The following is a 26512-nucleotide window of genomic DNA, read 5'->3' as shown; positions in this document are numbered from 1 at the left end:
ACAGCAATAAAAGTGCATCAAAAACCATATTCAGCAGGGATACGGAAGACTAGCAAGCGAGACAGGCAGGGGCGCAGGTGACGCCATCCCCCATGCCTTCCCCTTGATTCATCACGCTCAGACCCATGCCAACAGCCGTGCCCCCACCAAGGTTCGCCGCCGTGCGCATCGTTGCCGACGATCTTTCCGGCGCGTGCGACAGCGTGGCGGCGTTCGCCGGCAATGGCAGCGGCGAAGTGCGGATGCGCGCGCAAGGTGCGGCTACCGGTGCAGCTTGCGCGGCATGGGACGGGCGGATCCTGGCGCTCGATGCCCACTCGCGGGCACGCCCCGCCGCCGAGGCCGCGCAGGTGTTCGCCCAGGCCTTTGCCGATGGCTTCGGCCCGCGCGCGCTGGATAACGCATCGGCATTGGACTGCCTGCATTTCCACAAGCTCGATTCCACGCTGCGCGGCCATATCGGCGCCGAGCTGCTAGCGGCGCGCAACGCCGTTGGGGCCGCTGGCCCGATCTGGGTCTGCCCGGCGTTTCCGGCACAGGGCCGCACGCTGCGCGAGGGCCAGGCTTACCTGGATGGCAAGCCGCTATCAGGCACCAGGCTGTGGTCCACGCTGGGCCTCGCCAGCGATCACCTGCCGACGCTGCTCCGCACGGCCGGCCTGCGGGTCAGCGTGCTGACGCTGTCGGCTTTGCGGGCACTGGGCAACGCCGGCGCCGCACCGCTTGGCCTGGATCACGCATGCGACGCACTCGTGTGCGATGCGCAAACCGACGACGATCTCGCGTTGCTGGCCACGCTGATCGCGTCCCGGCCCGGGCCAGTGCTGGCCGCGGGCTCCGCCGGGCTCGCGCGGCAACTGGCCGCGCATGTGGCGATGCCGCCCGCGGAAACAAAGCCCGACAGCACACGCGTGGCCGGCGCGACGGCGCCGGCAGCCACTGGCCGGCTCGCTGTCATCGGCAGCATGTCGGCGCTTGCCGCCGAACAGGTCCAGGCGCTGTGCGCCACCTGCGTGCCGGTGCCCTGCTCGCCGCGCCTGCTGGTTGACGGCGCGGCATCCACCGCCTGGCTCGCCCAGCGCCAGCGCGCCGCTAACGCGCTGGCGCTGGGCCGCGACGTGGTGATCCACGTCGAAGGCCCGGCCGACCCGGCCTTGGACGGCAGCACCTTGTGCGCCGCGCTGGCCCGCTTTGCCGCCCCGATGGCGCAGGTGGCGGCGGGGCTGGTGCTGTCTGGCGGGGAGAGCGCGCGCGCCGTGCTAGAGATGCTGGGCGTGAGCCAGCTCACCAACGTGCGCGCGCTGGTGCCCGGCGTGACCAGCGCCCGCGCGCCGCTGCACGACGCAACGGGCACGGCAGGCGCGGCGGGCCTCGATCACGACAACAACACGGTGCCGGTCTGCATCAAGGCCGGCGCCTTTGGCCAGCGCGACACGCTGCTGGCCTGCATGGCGCATCTGCGCCAGACCGCCGCGCCGGCGTCTCCTGCCGACGCCATGCGCGCCAGCCCCACGTATCCGGAGCAGGCCAGCCCTGCCAACACCCGCCCCAGCGAGCCCTCCATGTATCGACCGAGAATTGCCATCACCATGGGCGACGCCGCCGGCGTCGGCCCCGAGATCATCGTCAAATGCCTGGCCGACGGCACGCTCTATGCGCAATGCCGGCCTTTCGTGGTGGGCGACGCCGCGCGCCTGGAAGACGCCTGCCGCCGCACCGGCACCGCGCTGCGCATCGCGCGGGTGAGAGACCCCGACGAAGCCACGTTCGAGCCCGGCACCCTCGGCTGCGTCGACCTGGCGCTGATCCCCGCCGACACGCCTTATGGCAAGGTCTCGGCCATCTGCGGCGATGCCGCTTACCGCTATATCGCGCGCGCCGTCGAGTTCGTGCAGGCTGGCAAGGTCGATGCGATCTGTACCGCGCCGCTCAACAAGGAGGCCCTGCACCTGGGCGGCCACCGCTACCCCGGCCACACGGAGATGCTGGCCGCGCTCACGGGCACCGAAGAGGTCTCGATGATGCTGCTGGCGCCGAACCTGCGTGTGATCCATGTCACCACGCACATCGGCATCCTGGATGCGGTGGAGAAGATCAATGCCGGCCTGGTCGAGCGCACCATCGCGCGCGGCGTGCAGGCCTTGCAAAAGAGCGGCATCGCCCAGCCGCGCGTGGCCGTGTGCGGCATCAACCCGCACGCCGGCGAGAACGGCTTGTTCGGGCGCGGCGAGGAAGCCGGGAAAATCGCCCCCGCCGTGGCGGCCTGCCGTGCCCGCGGCTGGCTGGTGGATGGCCCGCTGCCGGCAGACACGCTCTTCTACCGCGCCACCCGCGGCGACTTCGACCTGGTAGTGGCGATGTATCACGACCAGGGCCACGGGCCGGTCAAGGTGCTGGGGCTGGAAGCCGGCGTCAACGTCACCATCGGCCTGCCGGCGGTGCGCACCTCGGTGGACCACGGCACCGCGTTCGACATTGCCGGCAAGGGCGTGGCCGATCCGCGCAGCATGACCGAAGCCATGCTGCAGGCGATCGTGATGGCGCCAAAGCCGCGGCAAACAGCCTGAAAAAAACCAGAACAACAAAGGAGACAACCATGCTGCGCAAATGGATCACCCTGCTAGCGGCCGCATCGCTCACTGCGCTGGCGCTGCCAGCCCGCGCCGATGGCCCCGCGCCCTGGCCGCAGCGCCCGGTGCGCGTCGTGGTGCCCTATGCACCGGGCGGTGCCTCCGACGTGCTGGCCCGCCTGCTCGGCAGCAAGCTGCAGGAAGCATGGAAACAGCCCGTGGTGGTAGAGAACCGCACCGGCGCCGGCGGCAATATCGGCACGGACAACGTCGCCAAGAGCGCGCCCGATGGCTACACGCTGCTGCTGGGCGACCTGTCCAACTTCGTGATCGCGCCGGTGGCCTACAAGAACCTGCCGTACGACGTGATCAAGGATTTCAGCGCGGTGGTCACATTGACCTACTCGCCCTACATGCTGCTGGTCTCGCCGCAGACCAAGGCGAACTCGCTCAAGGAACTGGTGGACTACGCCCGCGCGCATCCTGGCAAGCTCAACTGGGCCACCACCGGCATCGGCAGCGGCCCGCACCTGGCCGGCCTGCAGCTCGCCCGCAAGCTCGGCATCGACTGGCTCTACCTGCCCAACAAGGGCGGCGCGCAAGCGAATCTGGACGTGATGGGCGGGCAGGCCGACCTGATGTTCAACAGCATGGTGGCCAGCGCCTCCTACGTGCGCGGCGGCAAGCTGCGCGTGCTGGCCTTCACCAGCCGCGAGCGTCATCCCGAGTGGCCCAACGTGCCGACGGTGGCGGAGGCCGTGCCGGGATTTACCGCCGGCGGCTGGCAGGGCATGCTCGCGCCCGCTGGCACCCCGCCCGAGGTGATCCGCAAGATCAACGCCGATGTGGTACGCATCCTGCAGCAACCCGAGATCCGCCAGCGCCTGGCGCAGCTCGGCGCGGAGCCGGTCGGCAATACGCCCGAAGCCACGCAGGCGTTTGTCCGCGAAGAGAAAACACGCTGGGCCGACCTGATCCGCGAGAGCGGCCTGAAGCTGGACATGTGAACGCATCCGCGCATCCGCGCATTCGCACGCCAGTACATGGCCGCACCTTCAACCACCGAACCCCCGGAGACTTTCCATGCAACTTCCCGTCAACGCCTTCAAGCAAGCCATCCTCGCCGACCAGCCGCAGATTGGCCTGTGGTGCTCGCTGTCTTCCTACCAGGTGGTGGAACTGGTGGCACGCTCGCAGTTCGACTGGCTCCTGCTCGACATGGAGCATGCTCCCAACGACATCTCCACCCTGCATACGCAATTGATGGCCACCGAAGGCGCCAGGAGCCATCCCGTGGTGCGCCCGCCCTGGAACGACATGCTGTGGATCAAGCGCTGCCTGGATATCGGCGCGCAATCGCTGCTGCTGCCCTACGTGCAAAACGCCGAGGAAGCCGCCAATGCCGTGGCATGGAGCCGCTTTCCCAAAGGCGGCATGCGCGGCGTGGCCAGCGGCACGCGCGCCGGCGGCTTCGGCCGCATCAAGGATTTCCTGCATAACGTGCAGGAGCAGACCTGCGTGCTGGTGCAGCTCGAATCGATGGAAGCGATCCGCAACGTTGACGCGATCTGCGCGCTGGACGGCGTGGACGGCGTGTTCATCGGCCCGAGCGATCTCTCCGCCGACATGAACCACCTCGGTGACATCCAGCATCCCGAGGTGCAGGAAACGATTGCCGCCGCGATCCGCCGCATCCGCGCCAACGGCAAGGCCGCTGGCATTCTCACCACCGAAGCGCAGGGCCAGCAGTACATCGACATGGGCGCGCGCTTTGTCGCGGTGGGCACCGACATGACCCTGCTGCGCCTGGCCACCGATGCGCTGGCGGCGCGCTTCAAGCAGGCGCAATAAGCCGCAATAAGCCACATCCGGCCACCACAGGCCACCACAGGCCCGCACCGCATTTATTTCTCTCCTGGAAGATTCGAGATGTCTGACTTCAAGATGCAATACCGGCGCCTGGGCGCCAGCAACCTGCAGGTGTCCGCCCTGTGCCTGGGCACCATGATGTTTGGCGACCAGACCGACGAGGCCGAGGCCGGGCGCATCGTCGACAGCGCCCGCGCGCACGGCGTCAATTTCATCGATACCGCCGACATGTACAGCCTGGGCGGGTCGGAAACGATGGTGGGCAAGCTGCTGGCGGGCGATCGCCAGGACTGGGTCCTGGCCAGCAAGCTGGGCAACCCGATGCAGGCCGCCCCCAACCACGCGCACTACTCGCGCGTCTGGATCATGCGCGCCGTGGAAGACAGCCTGCGCCGCCTGGCCACGGACTATCTCGACATCCTCTACCTGCACCGCGACTACGCTGGCGAGAACCTCGAAGAAGCCGTGCGCGCCATGGGCGACCTGATCCGCGCCGGCAAGATCCGCTACTGGGGCGTGTCGAACTTCCGCGGCTGGCGCATCGCTGAGATCGCGCGCCTGTGCGACATGCTCAACGTGCCCCGCCCCGCGGTCTGCCAGCCCTACTACAACCTGCTCAACCGCATGCCCGAAGTGGAGATCCTGCCGGCCTGCGAGCATTTCGGGCTGGGCGTGGTGTCCTACAGCCCGATCGCGCGTGGCGTGCTGACGGGCAAGTACCTGCCCGGCCAGCAACCGCCGCAGGACTCGCGCGCCGGCCGGGCGGACCGCCGCATGATGGAGACCGAGTTCCGCGAGGAGTCGCTGGTGATTGCACAGGCGCTGAAGCAGCATGCGCAGGCGCGCGGCCTCAAGCTGGGCCAGTTCGCCACCGCCTGGGTGCTCGCCAACCCCATCATCAGCTCGGTGATCGCCGGGCCGCGCACGCTGGCCCAGTTCGAGGACTACTTCGGCGCCGTGGGCGTGGCGATCTCACCGCAAGAGGAAGCCATGGTCGACGCCCTGGTGCGCCCCGGCCACGCGTCCACGCCGGGCTACAGCGACCCCAGCTATCCGCTCACGGGGCGGCCGGTGGCGGTCTCGGAAGGCTGATCCCGTTGGGCGCTGGCTAAAGCAAAAAACGCATGAAGACAGACTTAACCCACCCTGGCAACGGGGGAGGAGACAAGATGACTGCAAAACGATTTCCCGCATTGGCGGCAGCCGCGCTGGCCATGGCCGTCACCGCCCTCGCTCTGGTACCGGCTGCCGCGCGCGCCGATGACTACCCCAACCGCCCGATCAAGCTGATCGTGCCCTTCCCGCCCGGCGGCGGCAACGACAACGTGGCGCGCCCGATCGCCCAAAAACTGTCCGACGCGCTCGGCCAGCAGGTGATCATCGACAACCGCCCTGGCGCCGGCACCATGATCGGAGCGGAAGCCGCGGCCCATGCCGCGCCGGATGGCTACACGCTGTTCCTGGGCTCGATTGCCTCGCACGCCATCAGCCCCAACCTGTATGCGCGGGTGCCCTACGACCCGGTCAAGGACTTCGAGCCGGTGTCGCTGCTGGCCTCGGCGCCGACGCTGCTGGTGGTCAACACGCATACGCCCTACAAGACCGTGAAGGACGTGCTGGTGGCCGCCAAGGCCAGCCCCGGCAAGCTGACTTACGGCTCCGCCGGCAGCGGCACGCCACCGCACCTGTCCGGCGAGATCTTTCGCAGCCAGGCCGGGATCGACCTGCTGCACGTGCCCTACAAGGGAGGATCGGGGCTGCTGCCTGATGTGATCGCGGGACGGATCGACATGATCTTCGATACCGCGGCATCCGCCATGCCCCACGTGCGCAGCGGCAACTTGCGCGCCATCGCCATTGCCCGCGCAACGCGCCAGCCGGACCTGCCGGATGTACCCACCTTTGCCGAACAAGGGTTTCCCAAGTTCCAGACCTCAGGCTGGTACGGCATCCTGGCGCCCGCAAAGACGCCCAAGCCGGTGATCGACAAGCTCTACGCCGCGTTGCAGAAGGCCATGGTACAGCCGGAGGTGACAAGCCGGCTGAAGACGCTCGGGGTGGATTCCATCGTCAGTACCCCGCAGGAGTTCGGCACATTTATCCGCGCGGAGCTGGATAAGTACAAGCAGGTCATCCGCCAGGCGGATATCAAGGAATGACGGCGTAGTCGCACACAAGCACAAACCCGCGAAGGCTGCCTAAGCAGCAGCCTTCCGCACTTCCTTTCTTCCTTCCCTTCGCTCTTCCCTGCGCTCTTCCCTGCGCGCGTCCTTGCGCCCCTCCTTGCGCCGCCCATACCAGCCACCAATCACCAGCAACAGCGCCACGGCCACGATATCGCCGCCTAGCGCGATCGGCCGCGGCGGCCGGCCGCCGGCAATGCCATAGGTGAAGCCCTCGATCACCACCGACACCACGGCGCCAAAGACAAAACAGAACAAGCTATGGCGGCCGATCTGCACCACCGGCCCCATCACCGACGCCAGCCGCGCTACCCAGCCCGCGCGGACAGCCAGATAGCACAGCCAGGCCAGCCCGAGGAAGCTCACGATGCGCAGCGCCGCCAGGCTCTTCTTGGGCAGTGGGAAGACCATGGCCGGCAGCCAGGCGGGCAGCCATGGCTCGTACACATGTGGACGCATCCACAGGTAAGCCAGCAGCACGCCGGCCAGCGTTACCGCCACGGCAAGCACTGTCACCACCCAGCGCACCAGTGCCTGGCGCGGCAGGATCACATCGGGGCGCAGGCGCGCCATCAGGCCCAGCCCAAACAGCAGTTGCCACGCAAAGGGGTTGAAGCTCCAGCCATTGCCATCGCTGCTAGGCAGCAGCGGCGTGAGCATCGGCGCCATCAGCCACAGCAACCCGCTGGCGCCGACAAACGTCAGCGGCGTCGCGCGCGCCATGCGGATCGCCAGCGGCGCAAACAAAATGAAGACCGCGTACATCGGCAGCACGTCCGACACAAAGGGCTGCCGCGCCACGCTGAACACCTCGATCAGCGTGCTGAACGGATGCGCCATGAAGACCGGCGCCTCCGTGGACCGGATCGCGGGCGCCGGCACCTTGGCCAGCGCCAGCAACAGGCCGAACACCAGCATCAGCACGCCGGTCAGCACGAACGCCTTGTAGATCTCCCAGCTACGGCGGATCAGGCGATTCTGCGCAGCGCTGGCACCATGCCGCGCCTCCATGGCGACGTAAGCCGCCCCTGCCGAATAACCGGCCAGGAAGACAAAGATCTCCGCCGCATCGAAGAACGCGAAATTGCGGATGGTGTAATCGGCCAGCACGCTGCCGTTCACATGGTCAACCACGATGAAAATCAGCGCGATGCCGCGAATCAGGTCAACCTCGGTTCTGCGCTGGGTTTCGGTTGTAGACAAAAGCAACTCCTGCAATTCCTGCTAATCCGGCCGCCCCGACAAAGCGACCCGGATGTCTCCAAGGCCACTCATCTGCGGCCTCTGTTTATTCAATATGATCAAATCAGTACCCCGGGGCGGCGATCTGGCGCCCGGCAAGCTGCCGGCGCACCTTGGCTTTGTCCCGGATTTCCCGAAAAAGTGCGATGGGATGCACGCGCGGCCCGATGACGGCAAAACGCCCGGCAGCGCGACGCCCGGGCGTGATGATACGGCATATTGGGGATTACCCTAGGAAGAGGTCGCCAGGGATTGGAAAGAAAAAGCAAGCGGGCCTTGCTGCGGCCCCGGTCAGCGAACTCCTGGCTCACGTTCGATGATGGGTGCCAGCGCACCAGCACCCTGCCGCGGCGCTCGCGCGCGGCAGGGATGGCAATGCCAATGCCTATTGCACCGTGGCACCTGAAGACACACCGCCGCTTGTGGCCGTTGTCATCTGCTCCATAAATAACGCCGCGCGCAGTTTCGAGGTCGCAGCCCGCGTGCTCGCGTCCACCGACTTCATCAGGTTGACATATTCCGGCGCGTCATCCCATTCGCCGATCACGGGCGTGTTGACTTGCACCGGCTCGTACCATTGCAGCCGATTGGTATGCAGATCAATCAACTGCCCCACCAGCGATACATAGCCCTGCGGCGCTCCCAGCGGCATAAAACCATAGTAGCTGCGCGACGTGCCCAGCCAGCGCGGCGCCACCAGCAGCAACCGATCCGCGCCATACTGCTTGGCCAAAGGCCGGTAGTCCATCTCAGCAATACCGTCACCGGAGCCTTCCGTGAACTTCTTCAACATCTCCGTATCCACAGGATCCGCTACCAGCACGACCTTGACCTGGCGGGACTCCAGCCCCTTGGCCAGTTCCTGCGGCAGCCCCTTTACCAACGAGAAGTCTTGCCGCTGCAACCGCTCCACGATTGCCTGTGCATTGGCCTTGTTGATGGCGTAGTCAAGGATCCCCTGCGCCCCAATCATGTTCTGGTTAGGCTCTGGCAGCTTTTGCACTGCCACCGCGACCGTGCTCGTCCGATCATCAAAGAGCTTCGCGGAAGCAGGAATTGGCTTCTGCACGACCGCACAACCCGCCAACGAACACAACGCCAGGAACAGCCCGGCAAGACCGATTCGACCCATGATTCTCCTGTTTTATCTAAGCCGCTACTTACGAGGTTGGTGACGAGACGCCAAGCCGATACGCCACGCCGCCGGTCCGATTAACACTGGCGGCAAGCCGGCCACGCCCGCATTTCCGAGGGTTTTTCGGAAGTTCACATCGCCGGCCCCGGAAGGCGATAAGCACGCCGTTGCCCCGCTTGGATAACGGCGGGAAACCCACCGCCCAATACCCCACCGACGTCTGGCTTGACGGCTTGCGCGCGCACGCGAGCGCACCGGCCCGAGGCGCTGATACCACTACGTCCATGACATCCAGTCAAAGCGGGCGCCGGGGCCATGGAACACCAGCAGCGGCGTATCGGGTATCTGCCCATCGATGAGAGGCTGGCGGTGGAGGCGATGCAGTTCATGATCGCCGCGGCCTCGCAAGACGCGCGGGAAGGCAGCAGCGCTTTCGTGGAGAAGCGCCCGGCCATGTTTCGCGGCGCCTGAGTATCGGGCGAGGCACCGGGGGCGTGTGCCTGGCGCGCCCCCTCGCACATGCGGGACTGGCGCTGGCGGCTTGCAAGGCATATATTGACCAGCGCAAGCGCGCCCGCGCAGGCTAGCCGACCTTTCGCGAAAGGCGGCGGATAGCCGGGGTGGCGCGGCGAAGGAGACTGGCGATGCAAGCGGACATGGCAGGCGCGGCAGTGCCCGGATCCTCAAAGCTGGGCGCGGTCCTGCGGGTTACCAGCGGGAATTTCCTCGAACAGTTCGATTTCTTCCTGTTCGGCTTCTACGCCACCTACATCGCCCACACCTTCTTTCCGTCAAACAGCGAGTTCGCCTCGCTGATGCTGACCTTTGCGGTGTTTGGCGCGGGCTTCCTGATGCGCCCGCTCGGCGCGATCTTGCTGGGCGCCTACATCGACGAGGTGGGACGCCGCAAGGGCCTGATCGTGACGCTGTCGCTCATGGCCAGCGGGACCATCCTGATCGCCCTGGTGCCGGGCTATGCCAGCATCGGTGTGCTTGCGCCGGTGCTGGTGCTGATCGGCCGGTTGCTGCAGGGCTTCTCCGCAGGCGCGGAGCTGGGCGGGGTATCGGTCTACCTTGCCGAAATGGCCACGCCGGGCCATAAGGGCTTCTATACCGCCTGGCAGTCGGCCAGCCAGCAGATCGCCATCGTGGTGGCAGCCGGGCTCGGCTTCGGGCTCAACTACTGGCTGACGACCGACGAACTGGGGGCGTGGGGCTGGCGCATCCCGTTCTTTATCGGCTGCCTGATCGTGCCGTTCCTCTTCGTGCTGCGCCGCTCGCTGCAGGAAACCGAGGCGTTCCGTACCCGCCGCCACCATCCGAGCACGCGCGAGGTATTCGACTCCATGCTGGGCAACTGGCGCACGGTGCTGGCCGGCATGCTGCTGGTGGCGATGACCACCACCACCTTCTATCTGATCACCGTCTATACGCCCACGTTCGGCAAGACGGTGCTCAAGCTCAGCACGGCCGACAGCCTTGGCGTCACGCTCTGTGTCGGCATTTCCAACTTTATCTGGCTGCCCATCGGCGGTGCCCTGTCCGACCGCATTGGCCGCCGCCCTATCCTGCTGGCCATTTCGGCCATCGCGCTGGTCACCGCCTATCCCGCGTTGTCGTGGCTGGCGGGCGCGCCGAGCTTCGGGCGCATGCTGATCGTGCTGCTGTGGCTGTCCTTCCTCTTTGGCATGTACAACGGCGCCATGGTGGTGGCCCTGACCGAGGTGATGCCGGTGGAGGTGCGCGTGGCCGGCTTCTCGCTGGCTTACAGCCTTGCCACGGCGGTGTTTGGCGGCTTTACGCCGGCGGTCTCGACCTACCTGATCGAGGTGACCGGCGACAAGGCCGCGCCGGGCTACTGGATGAGCTTTGCCGCGGCATGCGGGCTGCTGGCCACCCTCATCCTTTATCGCAAGGCGCGTCCCGTGGCGCCGGAATTTTGAGGCCCATCGTCAACTTTTTTCCGCATTTGGCGCCGCCAGCATCACAAAACCACCTACGTTGCCCTACAGATCTGCTTCACGTGTTCGTTAATTCCGGGTATCCAGGTGTGCCGCGCGCGGCCGCCTCCCGTGCGTTCGCGCACTACCCGAAGGAACAAATCCGATGAGCACGATCGATCCGGCGTCCTCCACCGGCGGCCAGTTTGCCGCCGCCACGGCCCTGGCTGGCGCAGCCGGCCTTGCTACCGCCAGCCAGGCAACGCCCGCCGGCCAACCGAGTAGCGGCAAGCCGTCCGATGGCATCCATGTCGATCTCTCACCGGCTGGCCGCACGCTGGCGGCAAGCAAGCCGGCCAGCGGCCGCAACAGTGATATCGACAACAGCAACCTGCCGGATACGGCCAAGAACCTGCTCAAGCGAATCCGCGAACTGCGCGAGGAACTGGCACGCAAGCAGCAGGAGCTGCAAGCCGTGGCCTCGGCCCAGAATCTCACTGCCGACCAGAAGCAGGTTCGCCTGGCAGCGCTGAACCAGGCCATGAGTTCACTTTCCGGTGCCATCGCCAGCACCACTGCCGCGCTGGCCAAGTCCATGGAGAAGGCCTCGCCCGAGCAGCAGATGAGCGCGGCGGCCCTGGCCATGGGCTGATTTCGCCATATCCGCCATATCCGCCGTAGGGTGGCGCCATCGAGGGCCACCCCGCAAGTTGGTTTTCCATCCGTCTCCCTGCGCAACGCCCCTCCCCTCGCTTGTCCCCTGGCTTGCCCCCGCGCGCCATTTTGTGCGTCGCAACAACGATTCCCGGCAAGCCCCTCTTCCAAAAAGCCAAATTGTCGAACCCGGCACAAGGCGCGACACTCTTTCACAGCCGCGGCAGGCCGGCCATGAATGAGACAGCCAAGCACACCCCCAAGAGCCCAACGGCAGCCCTATGTCACCGACCAGCACTGACTTCACCCCTCTCGCCGCCCTCGTCGACGCCCAGGCCGCGCTGCGGCCGCGGCATCCGGCCGTGGTGCTGGACGAACGCAGCGTGGATTTCGCCAGCCTCAACCGGCTCGCCGACCGCGTTGCCGCCGCGCTGCAGCGAGACGGTGTGCCGGCGCAAGGCGCCGTCGCCATCTGCGCCGCGACGTCGATCGAATACGTCGCCGCCTTCCTCGGCAGCCTGCGGGCAGGCGTGGCGGTGGCACCGCTGTCGCCCTCGCTCAACCCGCAGACGCTGCGCGCCATGGTGCAGGACTCGGGGGCGTGCCGGCTGTTGATCGATGCCAGCACGCACCAGGCCCTGCACGGGCTGGAGGCCGAGCTCGGCATTCCCTGCATCGCGCTGGACGACAGCCACGCGGGCATTGCCTTTGGCCAGTGGCTGGCCCCCGAAGATGCCCGGCCGGCTGCGGTCGACGTGCAGCCCGACTGGGCGTTCAACCTGATCTATTCATCCGGCACCACCGGCGTGCCCAAGGGCATCATCCAGCCGTTCGGCATGCGCTCGTCGCATGTGCAGCGCGCCACCCAGGGCGGCTATGGCCCCGACACCGTGGCGCTGCTATCCACGCCGCTATACTCCAACACCACACTGGTCAGCCTGTTCCCCACCTTGTCGCTGGGTGGGACGGTGGTGCTGATGCGCAAGTTCGATGCCGGCCAGTACCTGGCGCTGGCCGCACGGCACCGCGTCACCCATACCATGCTGGTGCCGGTGCAATACCAGCGCATCCTGGCCCACCCTGACTTTGCCAGCACCGATCTGTCATCGTTCCGCTATAAGTTCTGCACCAGCGCGCCCTTTTCCGCCGCGCTCAAGGCCCAGGTGCTGGCACGCTGGCCCGGCGCGCTGATCGAGTACTACGGCATGACCGAGGGCGGCGGGCGCTGCGAGCTGCGCGCGCATGAGCACCCGGACAAGCTGCATACGGTCGGCCGCCCCTCGCCGGACACCGATATGCGGCTGCTGGACGATCAAGGCCGCGAGTTCCCCGCCGATGCGCCGCGCGACGCCCCGGGAGAGATCGTCGGGCATTCCCCCGCGATGATGTCCGGCTACCACAATCATCCAGCGAAGACCGCCGAGGCCGAGTGGTTCGACGCCACCGGCAAGCGCTTCATCCGCACTGGCGACGTTGGCTACTTCGATGCCGACGGCTTCCTCATCCTGATGGACCGCAAGAAGGACATGGTCATCTCGGGCGGCTTCAACATCTACCCGAGCGACATCGAAGCGGTGCTGCTCGAGCATCCCGACATCGCGGACGCGGCGGTGGTCGGCGTGCCCTCGGAGCGCTGGGGCGAGACGCCCGTGGCCTTCGTGGTGCTGCAGCCCGGCGCCATCGCCCAAGCGGCCGCGCTGCTGGACTGGGTGAATGGCCGGCTAGAGAAAATGCAGCGCCTGGCCGCGCTGGAGCTGTCGCAGGAACTACCGCGCAACGCCATCGGCAAGGTGCTCAAGCGCGATCTGCGCGACCAGTACGGACGCGCGCCTTGACGCTCGCGGCACCAAACAAGAACGCAAGACTTCGGTTATAGCCATATTCCATATTCCATGGCCATCACCGCACGCCAACGTACCCGGGACAACAACTAGGGAGACCCATGAGCATCAACGGCAAGGCTTATATCGTCGGGGCCTACGAGCACCCGACCCGCAAGGCACCAGACAAATCCGTCGCGCAACTGCACGCCGAGTCCGCCAAGGGCGCGCTCGAAGACGCCGGCCTCACCCTGCAGGACGTGGACGGCTACTTCTGCGCGGGTGACGCGCCCGGCCTCGGCGCGCTCAATATGGTCGATTACCTCGGCCTGAAGGTGCGCCACGTCGACTCCACCGATACCGGTGGCTCGGCGTACATCGTCCACGTCTCGCACGCCGCGCAGGCCATCGCCGCCGGCAAGTGCAATGTGGCGCTGATCACGCTGGCAGGCCGCCCGCGCTCGGAAGGCTCGAGCGGCACGCAGGCGCGCAACTGGGGCGCCAACCTGCCCGACCAGCCGTTCGAGGCGCCGTTCAGCCCGGTGACCGTGAACCTGTACGCGATGGTGGCGATGCGCCATATGTTCCAGTACGGCACCACCGCCGAACAGCTTGCCTGGATCAAGGTAGCGGCCTCGCACCACGCGCAGCACAATCCCCACGCCATGCTGCGCGAGGTGGTGACGGTGGAGGACGTATTGAATTCGCCGATGATCTCGGATCCGCTGCGCAAGCTCGACTGCTGCGTGGTGTCCGACGGGGGCGGCGCGCTGATCGTCGCCCGCCCGGAAATCGCGGCCAAGCTCAAGCGCCCCATGGTGAAGATCCGCGGCGCCGGCGAAGCCGTCAAGGGCCAGCTCGGCGGCATGGTCGACCTGAGCTGGTCGGGCGCCGCCATCTCCGGCCCGATCGCGTTTGAAGAGGCGGGCATTCGCCCATCCGACATCAAGTACGCCTCGATCTACGACAGCTTCACCATCACCGTGCTGATGCAGCTGGAAGACCTGGGCTTCTGCAAGAAGGGCGAAGGCGGCAAGTTCGTGGCCGACGGCAACCTGATCTCCGGCGTGGGCAAGCTGCCCTTCAACACCGACGGCGGTGGCCTGTGCAACAACCACCCCGCCAACCGCGGCGGCATCACCAAGGTGATCGAAGCGGTGCGCCAGCTGCGCGGCGAAGCCCACCCCGCCGTGCAGGTCAAGAACTGCGACCTGGCCCTGGCCCAAGGCACCGGCGGCTACCTCGGCTCGCGCCACGGCAGCGCCACCGTCATCCTGGAACGGGAGTAATAAGATGAGCACACCTTACACCGCCACTCCCCTCAAAGCGCCGCAGGTCGCCCCGGACAACACCGAGTTCTGGGAAGCCGCCCGCGCCGGCCGCCTGCTGGTCAAGCACTGCCAGTCCTGCGGCAAGCCCCACTGGTACCCGCGCACGCTGTGCCCGTTCTGCATGGGCGAGACCGAATGGAAGCAGGCCTCGGGACGGGGCACCATCTACTCGTTCAGCGTCACCCGCCGTGCCGGCCCCACCCCCTTCTGCATTGCCTACGTGACGCTGGAAGAAGGCGTGACCATGATGACCAACATCGTGGATTGCGACCTGGATACCGTACGCATCGGGCAGGAAGTGAAGCTCGTGTTCACGCCGACGGACGACGGGCCGCCGGTGCCAACGTTCACGCCGGCCAGCGCTGGCTGAAGCAAACAGGAACGCGAGGGACATCGCAATGGCGAGCGCCCGCCCTCTCCCCCAGCCCCCACAAGCGGGAGAGGGGAGCCAACCACTGGCAAGATCAACCCTTCAACCGATCAGTCGATCAACCCGTTGTGGTAACCGTGTGAAGCGCCCGGAGGGCGGGCCACACTCCAGCGCGATGCGAAGCGAGCCGTGAAGGTTTACCTAGGCCGTATGGGGCGCCTTCTTTGCCTACTTTCTTGGCAAGACAAGAAAGTAGGTCGCCGCGCCGCAGGCGTGGTGAAACTGCAGTTGCCTTTGACCTCCAGCAGTTGCCTCTGACATCCAGCAGTCGCACCCGCAACAACCCCGTTACCAGATCCCTCAATCCCTCGCCGACACGCCAATGCCGCAGATCGAGGAAATGGCGAGAATGCCGGGCTTTGTCATGTGGTTCCCCCTGGTTCTTTGCATGCGTGATGGTCAGTCCGAGCCAAGCGCCAGGTTGCCGGGCCGGCGTTTTTCGATGTTCCATTTGAGCAGCGCCGCGCTGCGGTAGATGCCGTGCGCGAACTTGCCGTATGGCAACGTCAGGAACAACGCCATCACCACGCCCAGGTGCACCGCCAGCAGCAGCGCCATGGCCGGCGTGTCGCGCCAGGCCAGCAGCGCCAGCCCGCTCAGGCTCGTGAAAAACAGCAGCGCGATAAAGCCGCGGTCCATCGGCTTCTGGGCGGCATCGCCGGTGCGCGGGTCGCGCTTCAGGTTGAGCCAGAGCAGGCCTGCCGGGCCGATCAGCAAGCCGATGCCGCCGGCCGTGCCCAGCAGCACCGGCAGGCTGGTGGGCGCATACGGTGCGTGCAGGCCCAGCAGGTAGTGGTACAGGGTGGCGACCGCCGTGGCGGCAAAGCACAGCATGAAGCCGTAGAACGTGAAATGGTGGAAGCGCCGGCGCCACAGCGTGAACGCGTCGTCCGCGTTGTTGCAGCCCTGGCCATGGCCGCCGTCCAGGTAGCGCAGCCGCAATGCATCGTGCGCCGCGCCGCCGATGGCCGGGCCGCGCACCTCGCCTTGCAGCTCGCCGGGCGAGACCCTGCGCCAGAAGCGCGCCACGCCCACGCCCAGCGCCAGCATCGCGCAGCCGAACACCAGGCCGAACATCGCCGCCAGCAGGTTGTGCGGGAAGATGGCGTAGAAGTTGCCGGCCAGCGGTGCGTGCAGCAGGCTGCCACGCATCGCAAGCACCATCACCAGGAACAACGCCAGCCCGGTTGCCAGCGCCAGCGCGGTGGCCAGGCCCGCGCGGCGGTACAGGCCACCGAGGGCGACGGGCCAGGCATAGTCGGAGTATGTCTGGACCCGCACCTTGGCCATGGCCTGCGGCACGTTGACCGCAAACTCGTGCGGTGGCGCGTACTGGCAGGCGTGGTAGCAAGCGCCGCAGTTGTGGCACAGGTTGGACAAGTAGTGGATATCGGCCTTGCCGAACTCCAGCCGGCGCGTCATGGCGGGAAACACCGCGCAAAAGCCTTCGCAATAACGGCAGGCGTTGCAGATCTGCATGACGCGGCCCACCTCGGCCTCGTTTCCGGTGAGCGGCAGCATGCCCTGGGCCAGTGCCGCCGCTTCGCGCGTCAGCGCTTCAAGATGTTGCATGCTGCTTTTCCTGGAATGCGTTGTGACCGGGCCGCCCGAGCGCGGCTGCGGCGGCCTGGGTGCCGGCGATGCGGCCGAAGGCGGTGCCGATGGCCATGCCGACACCCGCTGTATAGCCCTTGCCGAGCACGTTGCCGGCCATCATCTCGCCAGCCACGAACAGGTTGGCGCTGGGCTTGCCGCCGAAGTGCACGGCAGCGTGCTCGTTCACCTTGAGGCCGAGGTAGGTAAAGGTGATGCCGGGGCGCAGGGCGTAGCCGAAGAACGGCGCGGTATCGATCGGCCGTGCCCAGTGGGTCTTGGCCGGGGCGAGGCCCTCGGTGTGGCAGTCGTCCAGCACGGTGTGGTCGAAGGTGCCAACGCGGCACGCCGCGTTGTAAGCCTCGATGGTGCGCATGAAGGTGGCCTCGTCCAGCCCGAGCTGGCGCGCCAGCTCCGGCAGCGTGTTGGCGCGCACGCCCGGAAACACAGGCGGCATGAAGCGGCCCACGGCCTTGGCGTCGATGATGGAATAGCCGATCTGTCCGGGCTGCTGCGCGACCAGCCGCCCCCAGATGGCGTAGCGCTTGGGCCAGAAATCCTCGCCCTCGTCGTAGAAGCGCTCGGCATTGCGGTTGAGCATCACGCCCAGCGAGACGCAGTCCACGCGCGTGCAGATGCCGCCGTCGTACAGCGGCGCGCGCGCGTCGATGGCCACGCAGTGCGATTGGGAAGGGTCGCCGATGGCGTCCGCCCCGGCTTCGATCATGAACTTGAGCAGCACGCCCATGTTGAAGCGCGTGCCGCGGATCAGGAAGTTGTCGGCCGGCCAGTCACCGTCGGCGTTCTGGCCCCAGGCCTCGCGCAGCCATGCGCGGTTGGACTCGAAGCCGCCGGCGGCCAGCACGCAGCTGCGTGCCTCGATGCGCTCGCCGCCGATGCGGGCGGCTTTGAAGCGGCCTGCGTCCAGCTCGATGGCATCCACCGGCGCGTTGTAGCGCACCTTGACGCCAAGGGCTTCGGCACTGCGGAAGTACGCGTTGACCAGCGCCTTGCCGCCGCCCATGAAGAAGGCATTGGTGCGCGCCACGTGCAGCGCGCCTGACAGCGGCGGCTGGAAGTGCACGCCGTGGCTGCGCATCCAGTCGCGGCAGGTCGACGAGGCGCGGATGGCCAGGCGGGCCAGGCGCTCGTCGGTCAGGCCGCCGGTGACCTTGAGCAGGTCTTGCCAGTATTCCTCTTCGGGATAGGCCTCGACCAGCACGTCTTGCGGCGCGTCGTGCATGCAGCGCAAATTGCGGGTGTGCTGGGAGTTGCCGCCGCGCCCCACGCGCGGCGCGGCTTCCAGCAGCAGCACGCTGGCGCCGGCTTCGCGCGCCATCAGTGCCGCGCACAGGGCGGCATTGCCGCCGCCGATGACCAGGACGTCGATCATGGGCGTGCGCCTCCGGCGAGGCTCGGGAAAGCCGGCAGGGGCGGCTCCAGGATTTGAATGATGGACAGCACGATGAGGGTTCCGGTGGGGATGCCCGCACTGTAGCGGCCCGCCGGCGTCCTGCTAAGCCCCCGGATCACATGGGGGCATCACGATTCGTGATACCCCCTGCGGGGCACGTGCATCAGCCGTCCGGCCCAAGCAGCCGTGCCCCCCGCCAAGCGCCGGAGCGCACCAGTTCGCGGGCGCAGTCGGCCAGCACCACGCGCATGGCCAGCGCGGCGGGCGATAGTTCGTCGTCGGAGAGGCTGCACAGGACGTTCTGGCGCCGCACCTTGGGGTCCGCGATCTCGGCCAGGTGAAAACGCGCCTGCGCATCGGCATAGCGCCCCACCGCGGCCCAGGGCTGCAGGGTGGCGCCAAACCCGAGGTCGACGGCATCCATCAGCATGGCCAGGGAATCCACCTCCTGCACCACCTGCGGCACAATCTTCACGCGGGCGAAGGCGGCATCGAGCGTGCTGCGCAGCCCGTGCAGGCCGGTGGGCATGATCAGCGGCACATCCCGCAATTGCGCCATGCGCAGCCGCAGCGGCGCCTCGGCGTCGAGCTCGGCCGGCAGCGCGCGGCGTGAGCGGATCAGGAACAGGGTTTCCTCAAGCAGCGGCGTCACGCTCCAGCGGCGCGCCACAACGGTGTCGAACAGCACGGCCAGGTCGAGCTGGCGGGCGTTGAGCATGGCGCTGAGGTGACCGGACAGGCTCTCCACCATATGCAGGCGCACATCCGGATAGCGCTCGCGCATGGCGCGCATCAGCGGCACACCCATGACCGAAGCCGTGGTGGGCGCCAGCCCCACGCTGACCGTACCGGACAGCCGCGCATGGTGGGCGGCGCGCTTGGCCTGCTCGGCATGGCGCAGCGCCAATTGCGCCTCGCGGAAGAAGGCCAGCCCGGCCTCGGTGGGCGTCACGCCGCGCGTGGTCCGGCGCAGCAGCCGGGTGGCCAGCTCGCTCTCCAGCCGGCTGATCTGCTGGCTCATGGCGGATTGCACCATATCGAGGTCGAGCGCCGCGCGGCTCATGCTGCCAAGCTCCACCACGCGGACGAAATACTGAAGCTGGCGTAGTTCCATCTGGTTCCCCGGCCTGGATTCGTGTCTGGAATCGTGTCTGGATTCGTGTGTGCGACGCTTATACCAGATCGCGAACCGGCGGTGGCCGCCCGGTCAGGCTTCGTCGAAACCGCTGTACCAGTCCACGGTCTGCTCGGCGTACGCCAGGCCCTTGGCCTCCAGCGCCTCGCGCATCTGGTACATGTCCAGCCCCAGCACGCCGGCGGCCAGCGTAGCGCGCTTGCCCTCCTCCATGGCACCGCGCTCGGCGGCACGGCGCGCGGTCTCGGCGGCGAGCGGGCGCGGCACCACCACCACGCCATCATCGTCGGCCACGATCACGTCGCCGGGGCGCACGTGGGCGCCGGCGCAGACCACCGGCACATTGACCGCGCCCACGGTCTCCTTGACCGCGCCCTGCGCCGAGACGGCCCGCGACCAGACCGGGAAGCCCATGGCATTGAGCGTGGACACATCGCGCACGCCGGCGTCGATCACCAGGCCGCGCGCGCCGCGCGCCTTGAGCGAGGTGGCAAGCAGGTCGCCGAACAAGCCGTCGGTGCAGTCGCTGACCAGCGCCACCACCAGCACGTCGCCGCGCTGCACCATCTCCACCGCGACGTGGATCATCCAGTTGTCGCCGGGATGCATCAGCACCGTCACGGCGCTGCCGGCCATGGCGGCACGGGACTGGACTGGCCGCATGTACGGCTTCATCAGCCCGGTGCGGCGCTGCGCCTCATGCACCGTGGCGACACCGGCGGCGCCCAGTGCGTCGATGTCCGCGGCGCCCGCGCGCAGGATGTTGCGATAGGCGATGGTCTTCATGACAGGCTCTGCGCGACTTGCGGGAACACGCGTGCATAGCCTTCTGCGTACTGCACCTTGCGATCGGAGTTGCGCGCGGCCTGCGCGCCGCGCTGCAGCGCCACGCGGGTGTAGTACTCCCACAGGTGTTCCTGCGCCGCCATGGTGGCGAAGGCGCGCTGCTTCTTCTCCCACACCGAAGAGATATCGAGCAGCACGTCGGGCTTCCAGTTGCATTGCTCAGGCTGATGCGGCTCGAACAGGAACACCGGCGGCGCGCCGATCACCGGCACCTCGGGCTTGTAGCCATGCGCCTGGGCGATGACCCGCGCTTCCTGCGCGACGTGCGTGGCCAGCGGATGGTCAAAGTTGTAGATGTCCTCGCGCGAGTGGCTCAACACCAGTTCGGGCCGCAGCGCGCGATAGAGATCGGCCAGGCGCAGCAGCGCTGCGTCGGTCACGCGCATGGGGTAGTCCCCCAGGTCGAAGCACTCCAGCGTCGCGCCCAGGATGTCGGCGGCCTGCTGCGCTTCTTCATGCCGGGCCGCCTTGACGCGCTCGATGGTCATGCCCGGCTGGCGCCACATCTTGGCGGACTCGCCGCGCTCGCCAAAGGACAGGCAGACGATCTTGACGTTGTAGCCACGCTCGGCGTACAGCGCGATGGCGCCGCCGGCACGCCAGACAAAATCGGCGGCGTGCGCGCTGACCACCAGGATCGAGGGACGCTGCGCGTCCGGCTGGGCTTGGGCTTGGATGTCGGACATGGGGGATTCTCTTGGATCTTGTTGGGCCGTATCGGGCCGTATCGGGCCGTATCGGGCCGTATCGGGTCGTAGGATCGTCGGATGCGCGTGAGACCTCAGTCGGCCGTGATGCCCGCCTTGCGGATGACGCCGTTCCAGGTGGCGGTTTCGCCGCGCACGAACTGGCCGAAAGCTTCAGGCGTGCCCGGCAGGATGGTCACGCCCAGTTGCGCGAGCTGTTTGCGCACATCGGGGTCGGCGAGCGCGGCGTTGGCGGCCGTGTTGAGTTCATGGACCACGGCCGGCGGCGTCTTGGCCGGCGCCACCAGCCCCCACCAGACCGAGGCGGTGAAGCCCGGCAAGCCTTGCTCGCGCGAGGTCGGCACGTCCGGCAGCAGCGGCGTGCGCTGGTCGCTTGCCACCGCGATGGCGCGCAGCGTGCCGGCGCGGATATGGGTGATGACTTCGAGCGGGTTGATCGGCATGAACGAGATACGCTCGCCCAGCAGGTCGGTGATCGCAGGCGCGCCACCCTTGTAAGGCACATGCAGCACGTCGATGTGCGCCGCTTCCTTGAACAGCTCGCCGGCGAGATGGCCCGAGCTGCCGTTGCCGGCCGAGGCATAGCTGAACTTGCCCGGCTGGGCATGCGCCTGGGAAACCAGGCCCTTGAGCGACGTCACGCTGGATTTTGCGGGCACCACCAGCACCAGCGAGGCCTGCCCCACGCGCGCCACCGGCATGAAATCCCGTGCCGGGTCGAACGGCAGCTTGGCGAACAGAGCGGCATTGGTGGCCAGGCTATTGGACGCCATCATGATCGTGTAGCCGTCCGGCGCGGCCTTGGCCACGGCCTCCATGCCGATATTGGTGCTGGCGCCCGGACGGTTGTCGACGATGATGGGCTGCTTGAGCAGCACGCTCATCTTCTGCCCGACCGAGCGCGCCACGATGTCCACCGCGCCACCGGCGGCATAAGGCACGACCAGCCGGATTGGCTTGGCCGGGTAGGTCTGGGCGCTGGCGGCCAGCGAGAGCGCGGCGGCCAGGAAGCCGGCAAGGTAGGGGCGGCGCAGCATGGTTGTCTCCTGATGGTGCAGTTTGTGGTGCGGCTCAAGGCCGTTTGCGTGCATTCTGGGTAGCTGCCGTGATACTGTCCAATACGTTTTTGAACCCCTTGTTATTGCACTTCGATATAAGCAATGGATTTCCGCCAACTTCGCTATTTCGTCGCCGTGGCCGAAGCGCTGAGCTTCAGCGAGGCCGCGCGCAAGCTCCATATCAGCCAGCCACCGCTGAGCACCCAGATCAAGGCGCTGGAGGACGAACTCGGCAGCGCGCTGCTGGACCGCTCCCGCCATCATGTGGCGCTGACGCCGGCGGGCACGCTGTTCCTGGACAAGGCCAGGGCGGCGCTCGCCAACCTGGAGCAGGCCCGCGAGGTGGTCAGGCAGGTGGCCGCCGGCGAGGCGGGCGAGATCCGCGTGGGTTTTACCGCGTCGGTGCCGATGCAGGATGCGTTTCCACGCGCGGTGCAGCGATTCCGCGTGGACCACCCGCGCGCCATGCTGGAGCTGGTGCATATGTCCACCGGCCAGCAGTTGCAAGGACTGGAGAAAGGCGAGATCGACATTGGCTTCCTGCGGCCGTCGCCCCAGTTCTACCCGCCCGCCAGCATCACCGTGCACGAGGTGCTGGCCGACCGCCTGGTCGCCGTGCTGCCTGCCTCGCACGCACTGGCAAACTCGTTGGACGACGCCGGGATCGATATCGGCGCGCTGTCCGCACAGCCCTTCTTGCTGTTCCCCCGCGGGCTGGGCTGCGGGCTGTTCGACCACGTCACCACGCTTTGCAACCGGGCGGGCTTTGCCCCGCGCATCGGCCAGGAGGCGCGCGAGGCGACCACCATCATTGGATTGGTAGCGAGCGGCGCCGGCGTGTCGGTGCTGCCGGAGATCTACGCGCGCACCGGCATCCCCGGAGTGACGTACCGGCCGCTGGCTGGCCAGGATGCCAACAGCCGGGTGCTGGTGGCGCATCGCACCGGAGCGCTGTCACCCATCATGCGTCGTTTCCTGGCATTTTTTAAGGTTGGCGGCTGAGGCAAGGATGGTGCGGAAACCGAGTCCCGCTGCGCAATAGCGGCGTATTCACCACGCCGCGGGGCGCCGCCATGCACTAGCGCGATGAAATGTCTGCACATTGCCGTTTCAGCCCTACAGTTCCCCTCCAGCCTTCCGTTAGCCGGGGCATGCTGGCCGACAACAAAATTGTCGGAGGCCTTTTTCAACCACCGCCCCCTACCCAACGCGCATGCTTCTCTCGCTCCGTACACGCATTACGGCGACCTGTGTCGCCATCGTTGTCACCGCCCTGTCCGCATCCACCGGCATCACCTACGTAGTCACGAAGCACAGCGACGAACGCACGCTGCGGCAAAACCTCGCCACCATCACCCAAGGCAACGCGCAAGCCATCACCGAGTGGCTGACCGCGCGGGCCGACATGGTGCAAGCCGTATCGCCGGAGAGCCTTTCCACCGATCCCATGTCCGCGGTCACGCAGCTGGAAAAATCCGGCGGCTTTGTCGTGGCCTACGCGGGCTACCCGGACAAGCACGCGGTGTTTTCCCGCGACCTCGGCATCCCCGCCGACTACGATCCCACGGGCCGCCCGTGGTACCAGGCCGCCGTCAGCGCCGGCAAGCTGGTCATCACGCAGCCGTATGAAGATGTCGCGACCAAGAAGCTCGTGGTGACGCTGGCCCTGCCCGTGCTGGCCAATGGCCAGTTGAAGGCCGTGGTGGCCGCCGATGTGAACCTGGACGCCGTGACCTCCACCGTGAACGGCATCCACCCCACCCCGGCCAGCTTTGCCTTCCTGGCCGACAAGAGCGGGCGCATCGTGGCGCATCCCGATGCCAGGCTCAACCTCAAGCCGGCCACCGATCTGTCCGCCGACCTGACGGCGAACGCCCTGGGCAGCCTGTCGGATCCCGAGCAGCCCCTCGCAGTGAAGATCGCGGGTGCCACCAAGCTGCTGCATGCGGAGCCGGTCAAGAACTCCGACTGGGAAGTGGTGGTTGCCATGGATGAGGACGAAGCCCTGGCCGGCCTGCGCAATGTGCTGCAGGCCATGTTCATGACCCTGGTGACGGTGGCCTTCCTCGCCGCGGGCGTCGGCTCGGTCATGACTGCCTCTGCGTTCCGCCGGCTGTCCCAGGTGCGCGAGGCGATGGACGAAATCGGCTCCGGACACGGCGACCTGACCAAGCGCCTGCCGGCTGACGGCAATGATGAGGTCACGCAGATCGCCCGCGCGTTCAACCAGTTTGCCGACAAGCTCGCCACGGTGCTGATCGATATCCGGGACAGCAGCGAATCGGTTCGTACGGCAACCGCCGAAATCTCGCAGGGCAATATCGACCTGTCCGCGCGTACCGAGCAAGCCGCCGCCAGCCTGGAGCAGACAGCGGCTGCCATGGACCAGCTCACCGGCACTGTGCAAAACTCGGCCGAGGCCGCCGTGCGCGCCGGCGAGCTGGCGGCCGCGGCCTCACAGGTCGCCAATCGGGGGGGCGATGCCGTTTCTCGCGTGGTGACCACCATGCAGGAAATCTCGACCGCCTCCGCCAAGATCCACGACATCATCGGGGTCATCGACGGCATCGCCTTCCAGACCAACATCCTGGCGCTCAACGCCGCCGTGGAAGCCGCCCGCGCCGGCGAACAGGGACGCGGATTCGCCGTGGTGGCTGGCGAAGTCCGCACGCTGGCCCAGCGCAGCGCCCAGGCCGCCAAGGAGATCAAGGGACTGATCAGCAAATCGGTGGCCAAGGTGGACTCGGGCGCGGAGCTGGTGCGGGACGCCGGCGAGACGATGAACAGCATCGTGGCCAGCGTGAAGCAGGTCGAGCAGGTGCTGCGCGAAATCTCGAATGCCGGCAGCGAGCAAAGCGTGGGCATCACGCAGGTCAACCAAGCCGTAAGCCAGCTCGACGGGGCGACGCAGCAGAATGCGGCGCTGGTTGAGCAAGCCTCGGCAGCGGCCGGTTTCCTGCATGAGCAAGCCAACAAGCTGGCCGATGCGGTAGGCCAGTTCCGCCTGGCCAGCGCGCATGGCGGCGCAATGAGGTCCGGGGCTTGAACCGCTGAGCAAGCGGCGAGCCAGGTAAGCAATGGGGGGCAGCGGCGGCTGCCCCCCTTTTTTCGTCAGGCGGGCGCCATTTGGAGAAATTTCACAATTGCTGGTATGGTTGATGTGGCACAAAATCCACATGCCGTCGCACCCGGCGCGGAATGCCGGTAGTGCCGGTAGTACTGCCAGTACTGCTAGTGCCGGTATGCCTGCAATGCTTGAAACACCCGCAACGCCCATCAGCAAGGAGAACGCCCCGCATGACTGTATTCCAAGGGACTGGTGCCCTTTTCACCCTCATCGCCATTTTCGGCGTCATCAACCACCGCTTCATCAAGCTGCCCGACACCCTGGGCATCACGGCCGTCGGGCTGGTGACCTGCCTGAGTGTGTCCATCCTCGGCTTCAACCACCCTGAAATGGTCGCGCAGGCCCGCAAGCTCGTGGCCCAGATCGATTTCTCCGACGTGGTCTTCCACGGCCTGCTCAGCCTGCTGCTGTTCGCCGGCGCCTTGCACGTCGACCTCTCGCGCATGCGCCGCCAGCGCCGGGCCGTAGTCATGCTGGCCACGGTCGGCGTGGTGATCTCGACCGCCGCGGTCGGGTTCGGCTTCTTCTATGTCGCACGGTGGCTGGGCCACCCGGTCAGCCTGCTGTGGTGCCTGGTGTTCGGCGCGCTGATTTCCCCTACCGATCCGATCGCCGTGCTCAGCGTGCTCAAGAACGCGGGCGCATCGGAAAGCCTGGAAACCAAGATCGCAGGCGAGTCGCTGTTCAACGACGGCACCGCGGTGGTGGCATTCCTGACCCTGGTGGGGCTAGCTACCGGCGCCACCGAATTCTCCGCTTCGCACGTGGCGCTAGCGCTGGTGCGCGAAGTGCTGGGCGCGGTGGTGCTGGGCATGGTGGTGGGCTATGTGGCGTCGGTGCTGCTGCGCGGGATCGACAGCTATCCGGTCGAGATCCTGATCACGCTGGCGCTCGCCACCGGCGGCTACAGCCTGGCCGAAGCGGTGCACGTGTCCGCGCCGCTGTCGGTGGTCATCATGGGCTTGGTGATCGGCAACCATAGCACCAGCAAGTCGATGTCGGAGAAGACCCGCGAGCACTTGTTCAATTTCTGGGGCCTGCTGGACGAGTTGCTCAACCTGGTGCTGTTTGGCCTGATCGGGCTGGAGATCATCGCGCTGTCGCTGCAGCTGCATATCGTCTGGCTGGGGCTGGCGGCGATTCCCGTGGTGCTGGTTGCCCGCGGCATCAGCGTGGCCATCCCGTTGCTGGCGCTGCAGAATTTCCGCCGGCTCAATCCCCACTCGGCCACCATCATGACCTGGGGCGGCCTGCGTGGCGGCATCTCGATCGCGCTGGCGCTATCGCTGCCGGAGTTTCCCGGCCGCGAGATGCTGATCGGCGTGACTTACCTGGTGGTGGTGTTCAGCCTGCTGATCCAGGCCACCACGCTGGGCAAGCTGGTCAAGCACCTGAATGGCCTGAGCCCGAAACCATAGCGGATACGGCATCCGCGCGCAGCTTGCGGCGGCGGTTGGA

General features: G+C 66.9%; 22 protein-coding genes. 14 read left to right on the top strand and 8 right to left on the bottom strand.

Going from position 1 to position 26512, the window contains the following annotated elements; genetic code table 11:
• The first annotated feature begins 137 nt into the window (after window positions 1–137).
• From pdxA to AC1RWI_RS25680, 5 genes are all read left to right on the top strand, one after another.
• The gene (gene pdxA, locus AC1RWI_RS25700) at window positions 138–2567 is read left to right on the top strand and encodes a 4-hydroxythreonine-4-phosphate dehydrogenase PdxA (protein ID WP_492869615.1); all 2430 of its coding nucleotides are present in this window, start codon (window positions 138–140) and stop codon (window positions 2565–2567) included.
• 29 nt (window positions 2568–2596) lie between these two features.
• Window positions 2597–3577: a Bug family tripartite tricarboxylate transporter substrate binding protein gene (locus AC1RWI_RS25695; protein ID WP_043354597.1), complete on the top strand. Its 981-nt coding sequence runs from the start codon at window positions 2597–2599 to the stop codon at window positions 3575–3577.
• A 76-nt stretch (window positions 3578–3653) separates the two neighbouring features.
• Window positions 3654–4421: an HpcH/HpaI aldolase family protein gene (locus AC1RWI_RS25690; RefSeq protein ID WP_492869612.1), complete on the top strand. Its 768-nt coding sequence runs from the start codon at window positions 3654–3656 to the stop codon at window positions 4419–4421.
• A 78-nt stretch (window positions 4422–4499) separates the two neighbouring features.
• Complete coding sequence (locus AC1RWI_RS25685; RefSeq protein WP_492869610.1) at window positions 4500–5531, top strand: aldo/keto reductase; 1032 nt, start codon at window positions 4500–4502, stop codon at window positions 5529–5531.
• A gap of 77 nt (window positions 5532–5608) precedes the next feature.
• A complete protein-coding gene (locus tag AC1RWI_RS25680; RefSeq protein ID WP_052495003.1) occupies window positions 5609–6598 on the top strand; it encodes a Bug family tripartite tricarboxylate transporter substrate binding protein in 990 nt (329 codons plus the stop codon).
• 39 nt (window positions 6599–6637) lie between these two features.
• On the opposite strand, the gene AC1RWI_RS25675 is transcribed toward AC1RWI_RS25680, so the two are convergent.
• Complete coding sequence (locus AC1RWI_RS25675; protein WP_492869607.1) at window positions 6638–7825, bottom strand: OpgC domain-containing protein; 1188 nt, start codon at window positions 7823–7825, stop codon at window positions 6638–6640.
• A 424-nt stretch (window positions 7826–8249) separates the two neighbouring features.
• A complete protein-coding gene (locus tag AC1RWI_RS25670) occupies window positions 8250–8996 on the bottom strand; it encodes a hypothetical protein (RefSeq protein ID WP_043354590.1) in 747 nt (248 codons plus the stop codon).
• Between the two features lie 318 nt (window positions 8997–9314).
• Here AC1RWI_RS25670 and AC1RWI_RS25665 point away from each other — a divergent pair, with 318 nt between their 5' ends.
• From AC1RWI_RS25665 to AC1RWI_RS25640, 6 genes are all read left to right on the top strand, one after another.
• Window positions 9315–9470, top strand: a complete 156-nt coding sequence (locus AC1RWI_RS25665) for a hypothetical protein (protein ID WP_236702205.1) — start codon at window positions 9315–9317, stop codon at window positions 9468–9470.
• Window positions 9471–9643: 173 nt separating this feature from the next.
• A complete protein-coding gene (locus tag AC1RWI_RS25660; protein ID WP_052495000.1) occupies window positions 9644–10942 on the top strand; it encodes an MFS transporter in 1299 nt (432 codons plus the stop codon).
• A 163-nt stretch (window positions 10943–11105) separates the two neighbouring features.
• Window positions 11106–11591: a spectrin repeat-containing protein gene (locus tag AC1RWI_RS25655; RefSeq protein ID WP_043354589.1), complete on the top strand. Its 486-nt coding sequence runs from the start codon at window positions 11106–11108 to the stop codon at window positions 11589–11591.
• A 283-nt stretch (window positions 11592–11874) separates the two neighbouring features.
• Window positions 11875–13428, top strand: a complete 1554-nt coding sequence (locus tag AC1RWI_RS25650; RefSeq protein ID WP_492869604.1) for a class I adenylate-forming enzyme family protein — start codon at window positions 11875–11877, stop codon at window positions 13426–13428.
• A gap of 107 nt (window positions 13429–13535) precedes the next feature.
• The gene (locus tag AC1RWI_RS25645) at window positions 13536–14702 is read left to right on the top strand and encodes a thiolase family protein (RefSeq protein WP_492869602.1); all 1167 of its coding nucleotides are present in this window, start codon (window positions 13536–13538) and stop codon (window positions 14700–14702) included.
• A 4-nt stretch (window positions 14703–14706) separates the two neighbouring features.
• Window positions 14707–15114, top strand: a complete 408-nt coding sequence (locus tag AC1RWI_RS25640) for a Zn-ribbon domain-containing OB-fold protein (RefSeq protein ID WP_492869600.1) — start codon at window positions 14707–14709, stop codon at window positions 15112–15114.
• Window positions 15115–15573: 459 nt separating this feature from the next.
• On the opposite strand, the gene tcuB is transcribed toward AC1RWI_RS25640, so the two are convergent.
• From tcuB to AC1RWI_RS25610, 6 genes are all read right to left on the bottom strand, one after another.
• On the bottom strand, window positions 15574–16746 hold the full coding sequence (gene tcuB / locus AC1RWI_RS25635; RefSeq protein ID WP_492869598.1) for a tricarballylate utilization 4Fe-4S protein TcuB: 1173 nt from the start codon (window positions 16744–16746) through the stop codon (window positions 15574–15576).
• Complete coding sequence (tcuA, locus tag AC1RWI_RS25630) at window positions 16733–18160, bottom strand: FAD-dependent tricarballylate dehydrogenase TcuA (RefSeq protein WP_492869596.1); 1428 nt, start codon at window positions 18158–18160, stop codon at window positions 16733–16735. Before tcuA ends, tcuB begins: the two co-directional genes overlap by 14 nt.
• 184 nt (window positions 18161–18344) lie before the next feature.
• Window positions 18345–19295, bottom strand: a complete 951-nt coding sequence (locus AC1RWI_RS25625; RefSeq protein WP_492869594.1) for a LysR family transcriptional regulator — start codon at window positions 19293–19295, stop codon at window positions 18345–18347.
• A 93-nt stretch (window positions 19296–19388) separates the two neighbouring features.
• A complete protein-coding gene (locus AC1RWI_RS25620) occupies window positions 19389–20102 on the bottom strand; it encodes a 4-carboxy-4-hydroxy-2-oxoadipate aldolase/oxaloacetate decarboxylase (protein ID WP_492869592.1) in 714 nt (237 codons plus the stop codon).
• Window positions 20099–20848: a PIG-L deacetylase family protein gene (locus tag AC1RWI_RS25615; protein WP_043354573.1), complete on the bottom strand. Its 750-nt coding sequence runs from the start codon at window positions 20846–20848 to the stop codon at window positions 20099–20101. The genes AC1RWI_RS25620 and AC1RWI_RS25615 overlap by 4 nt, the downstream gene beginning before the upstream one ends.
• Before the next feature lie 95 nt (window positions 20849–20943).
• On the bottom strand, window positions 20944–21906 hold the full coding sequence (locus tag AC1RWI_RS25610; protein WP_492869590.1) for a tripartite tricarboxylate transporter substrate binding protein: 963 nt from the start codon (window positions 21904–21906) through the stop codon (window positions 20944–20946).
• Between the two features lie 123 nt (window positions 21907–22029).
• Between AC1RWI_RS25610 and AC1RWI_RS25605 the strand changes: the two genes are divergently transcribed.
• The 3 genes from AC1RWI_RS25605 (at window position 22030) to AC1RWI_RS25595 (ending at window position 26472) form a co-directional block, all read left to right on the top strand.
• Window positions 22030–22929, top strand: a complete 900-nt coding sequence (locus tag AC1RWI_RS25605; protein WP_492869588.1) for a LysR family transcriptional regulator — start codon at window positions 22030–22032, stop codon at window positions 22927–22929.
• 211 nt (window positions 22930–23140) lie between these two features.
• Window positions 23141–24973: a methyl-accepting chemotaxis protein gene (locus AC1RWI_RS25600; protein WP_492869586.1), complete on the top strand. Its 1833-nt coding sequence runs from the start codon at window positions 23141–23143 to the stop codon at window positions 24971–24973.
• Window positions 24974–25224: 251 nt separating this feature from the next.
• Window positions 25225–26472 carry a cation:proton antiporter gene (locus AC1RWI_RS25595; protein ID WP_492869584.1) on the top strand — a complete coding sequence of 416 codons (1248 nt, stop codon included), beginning with the start codon at window positions 25225–25227 and terminating at the stop codon, window positions 26470–26472.
• Window positions 26473–26512 lie beyond the last annotated feature (40 nt).

The organism is Cupriavidus sp. MPR-AND1C (assembly GCF_058809705.1).
This window is presented reverse-complemented; position numbering and strand designations above follow the sequence as displayed.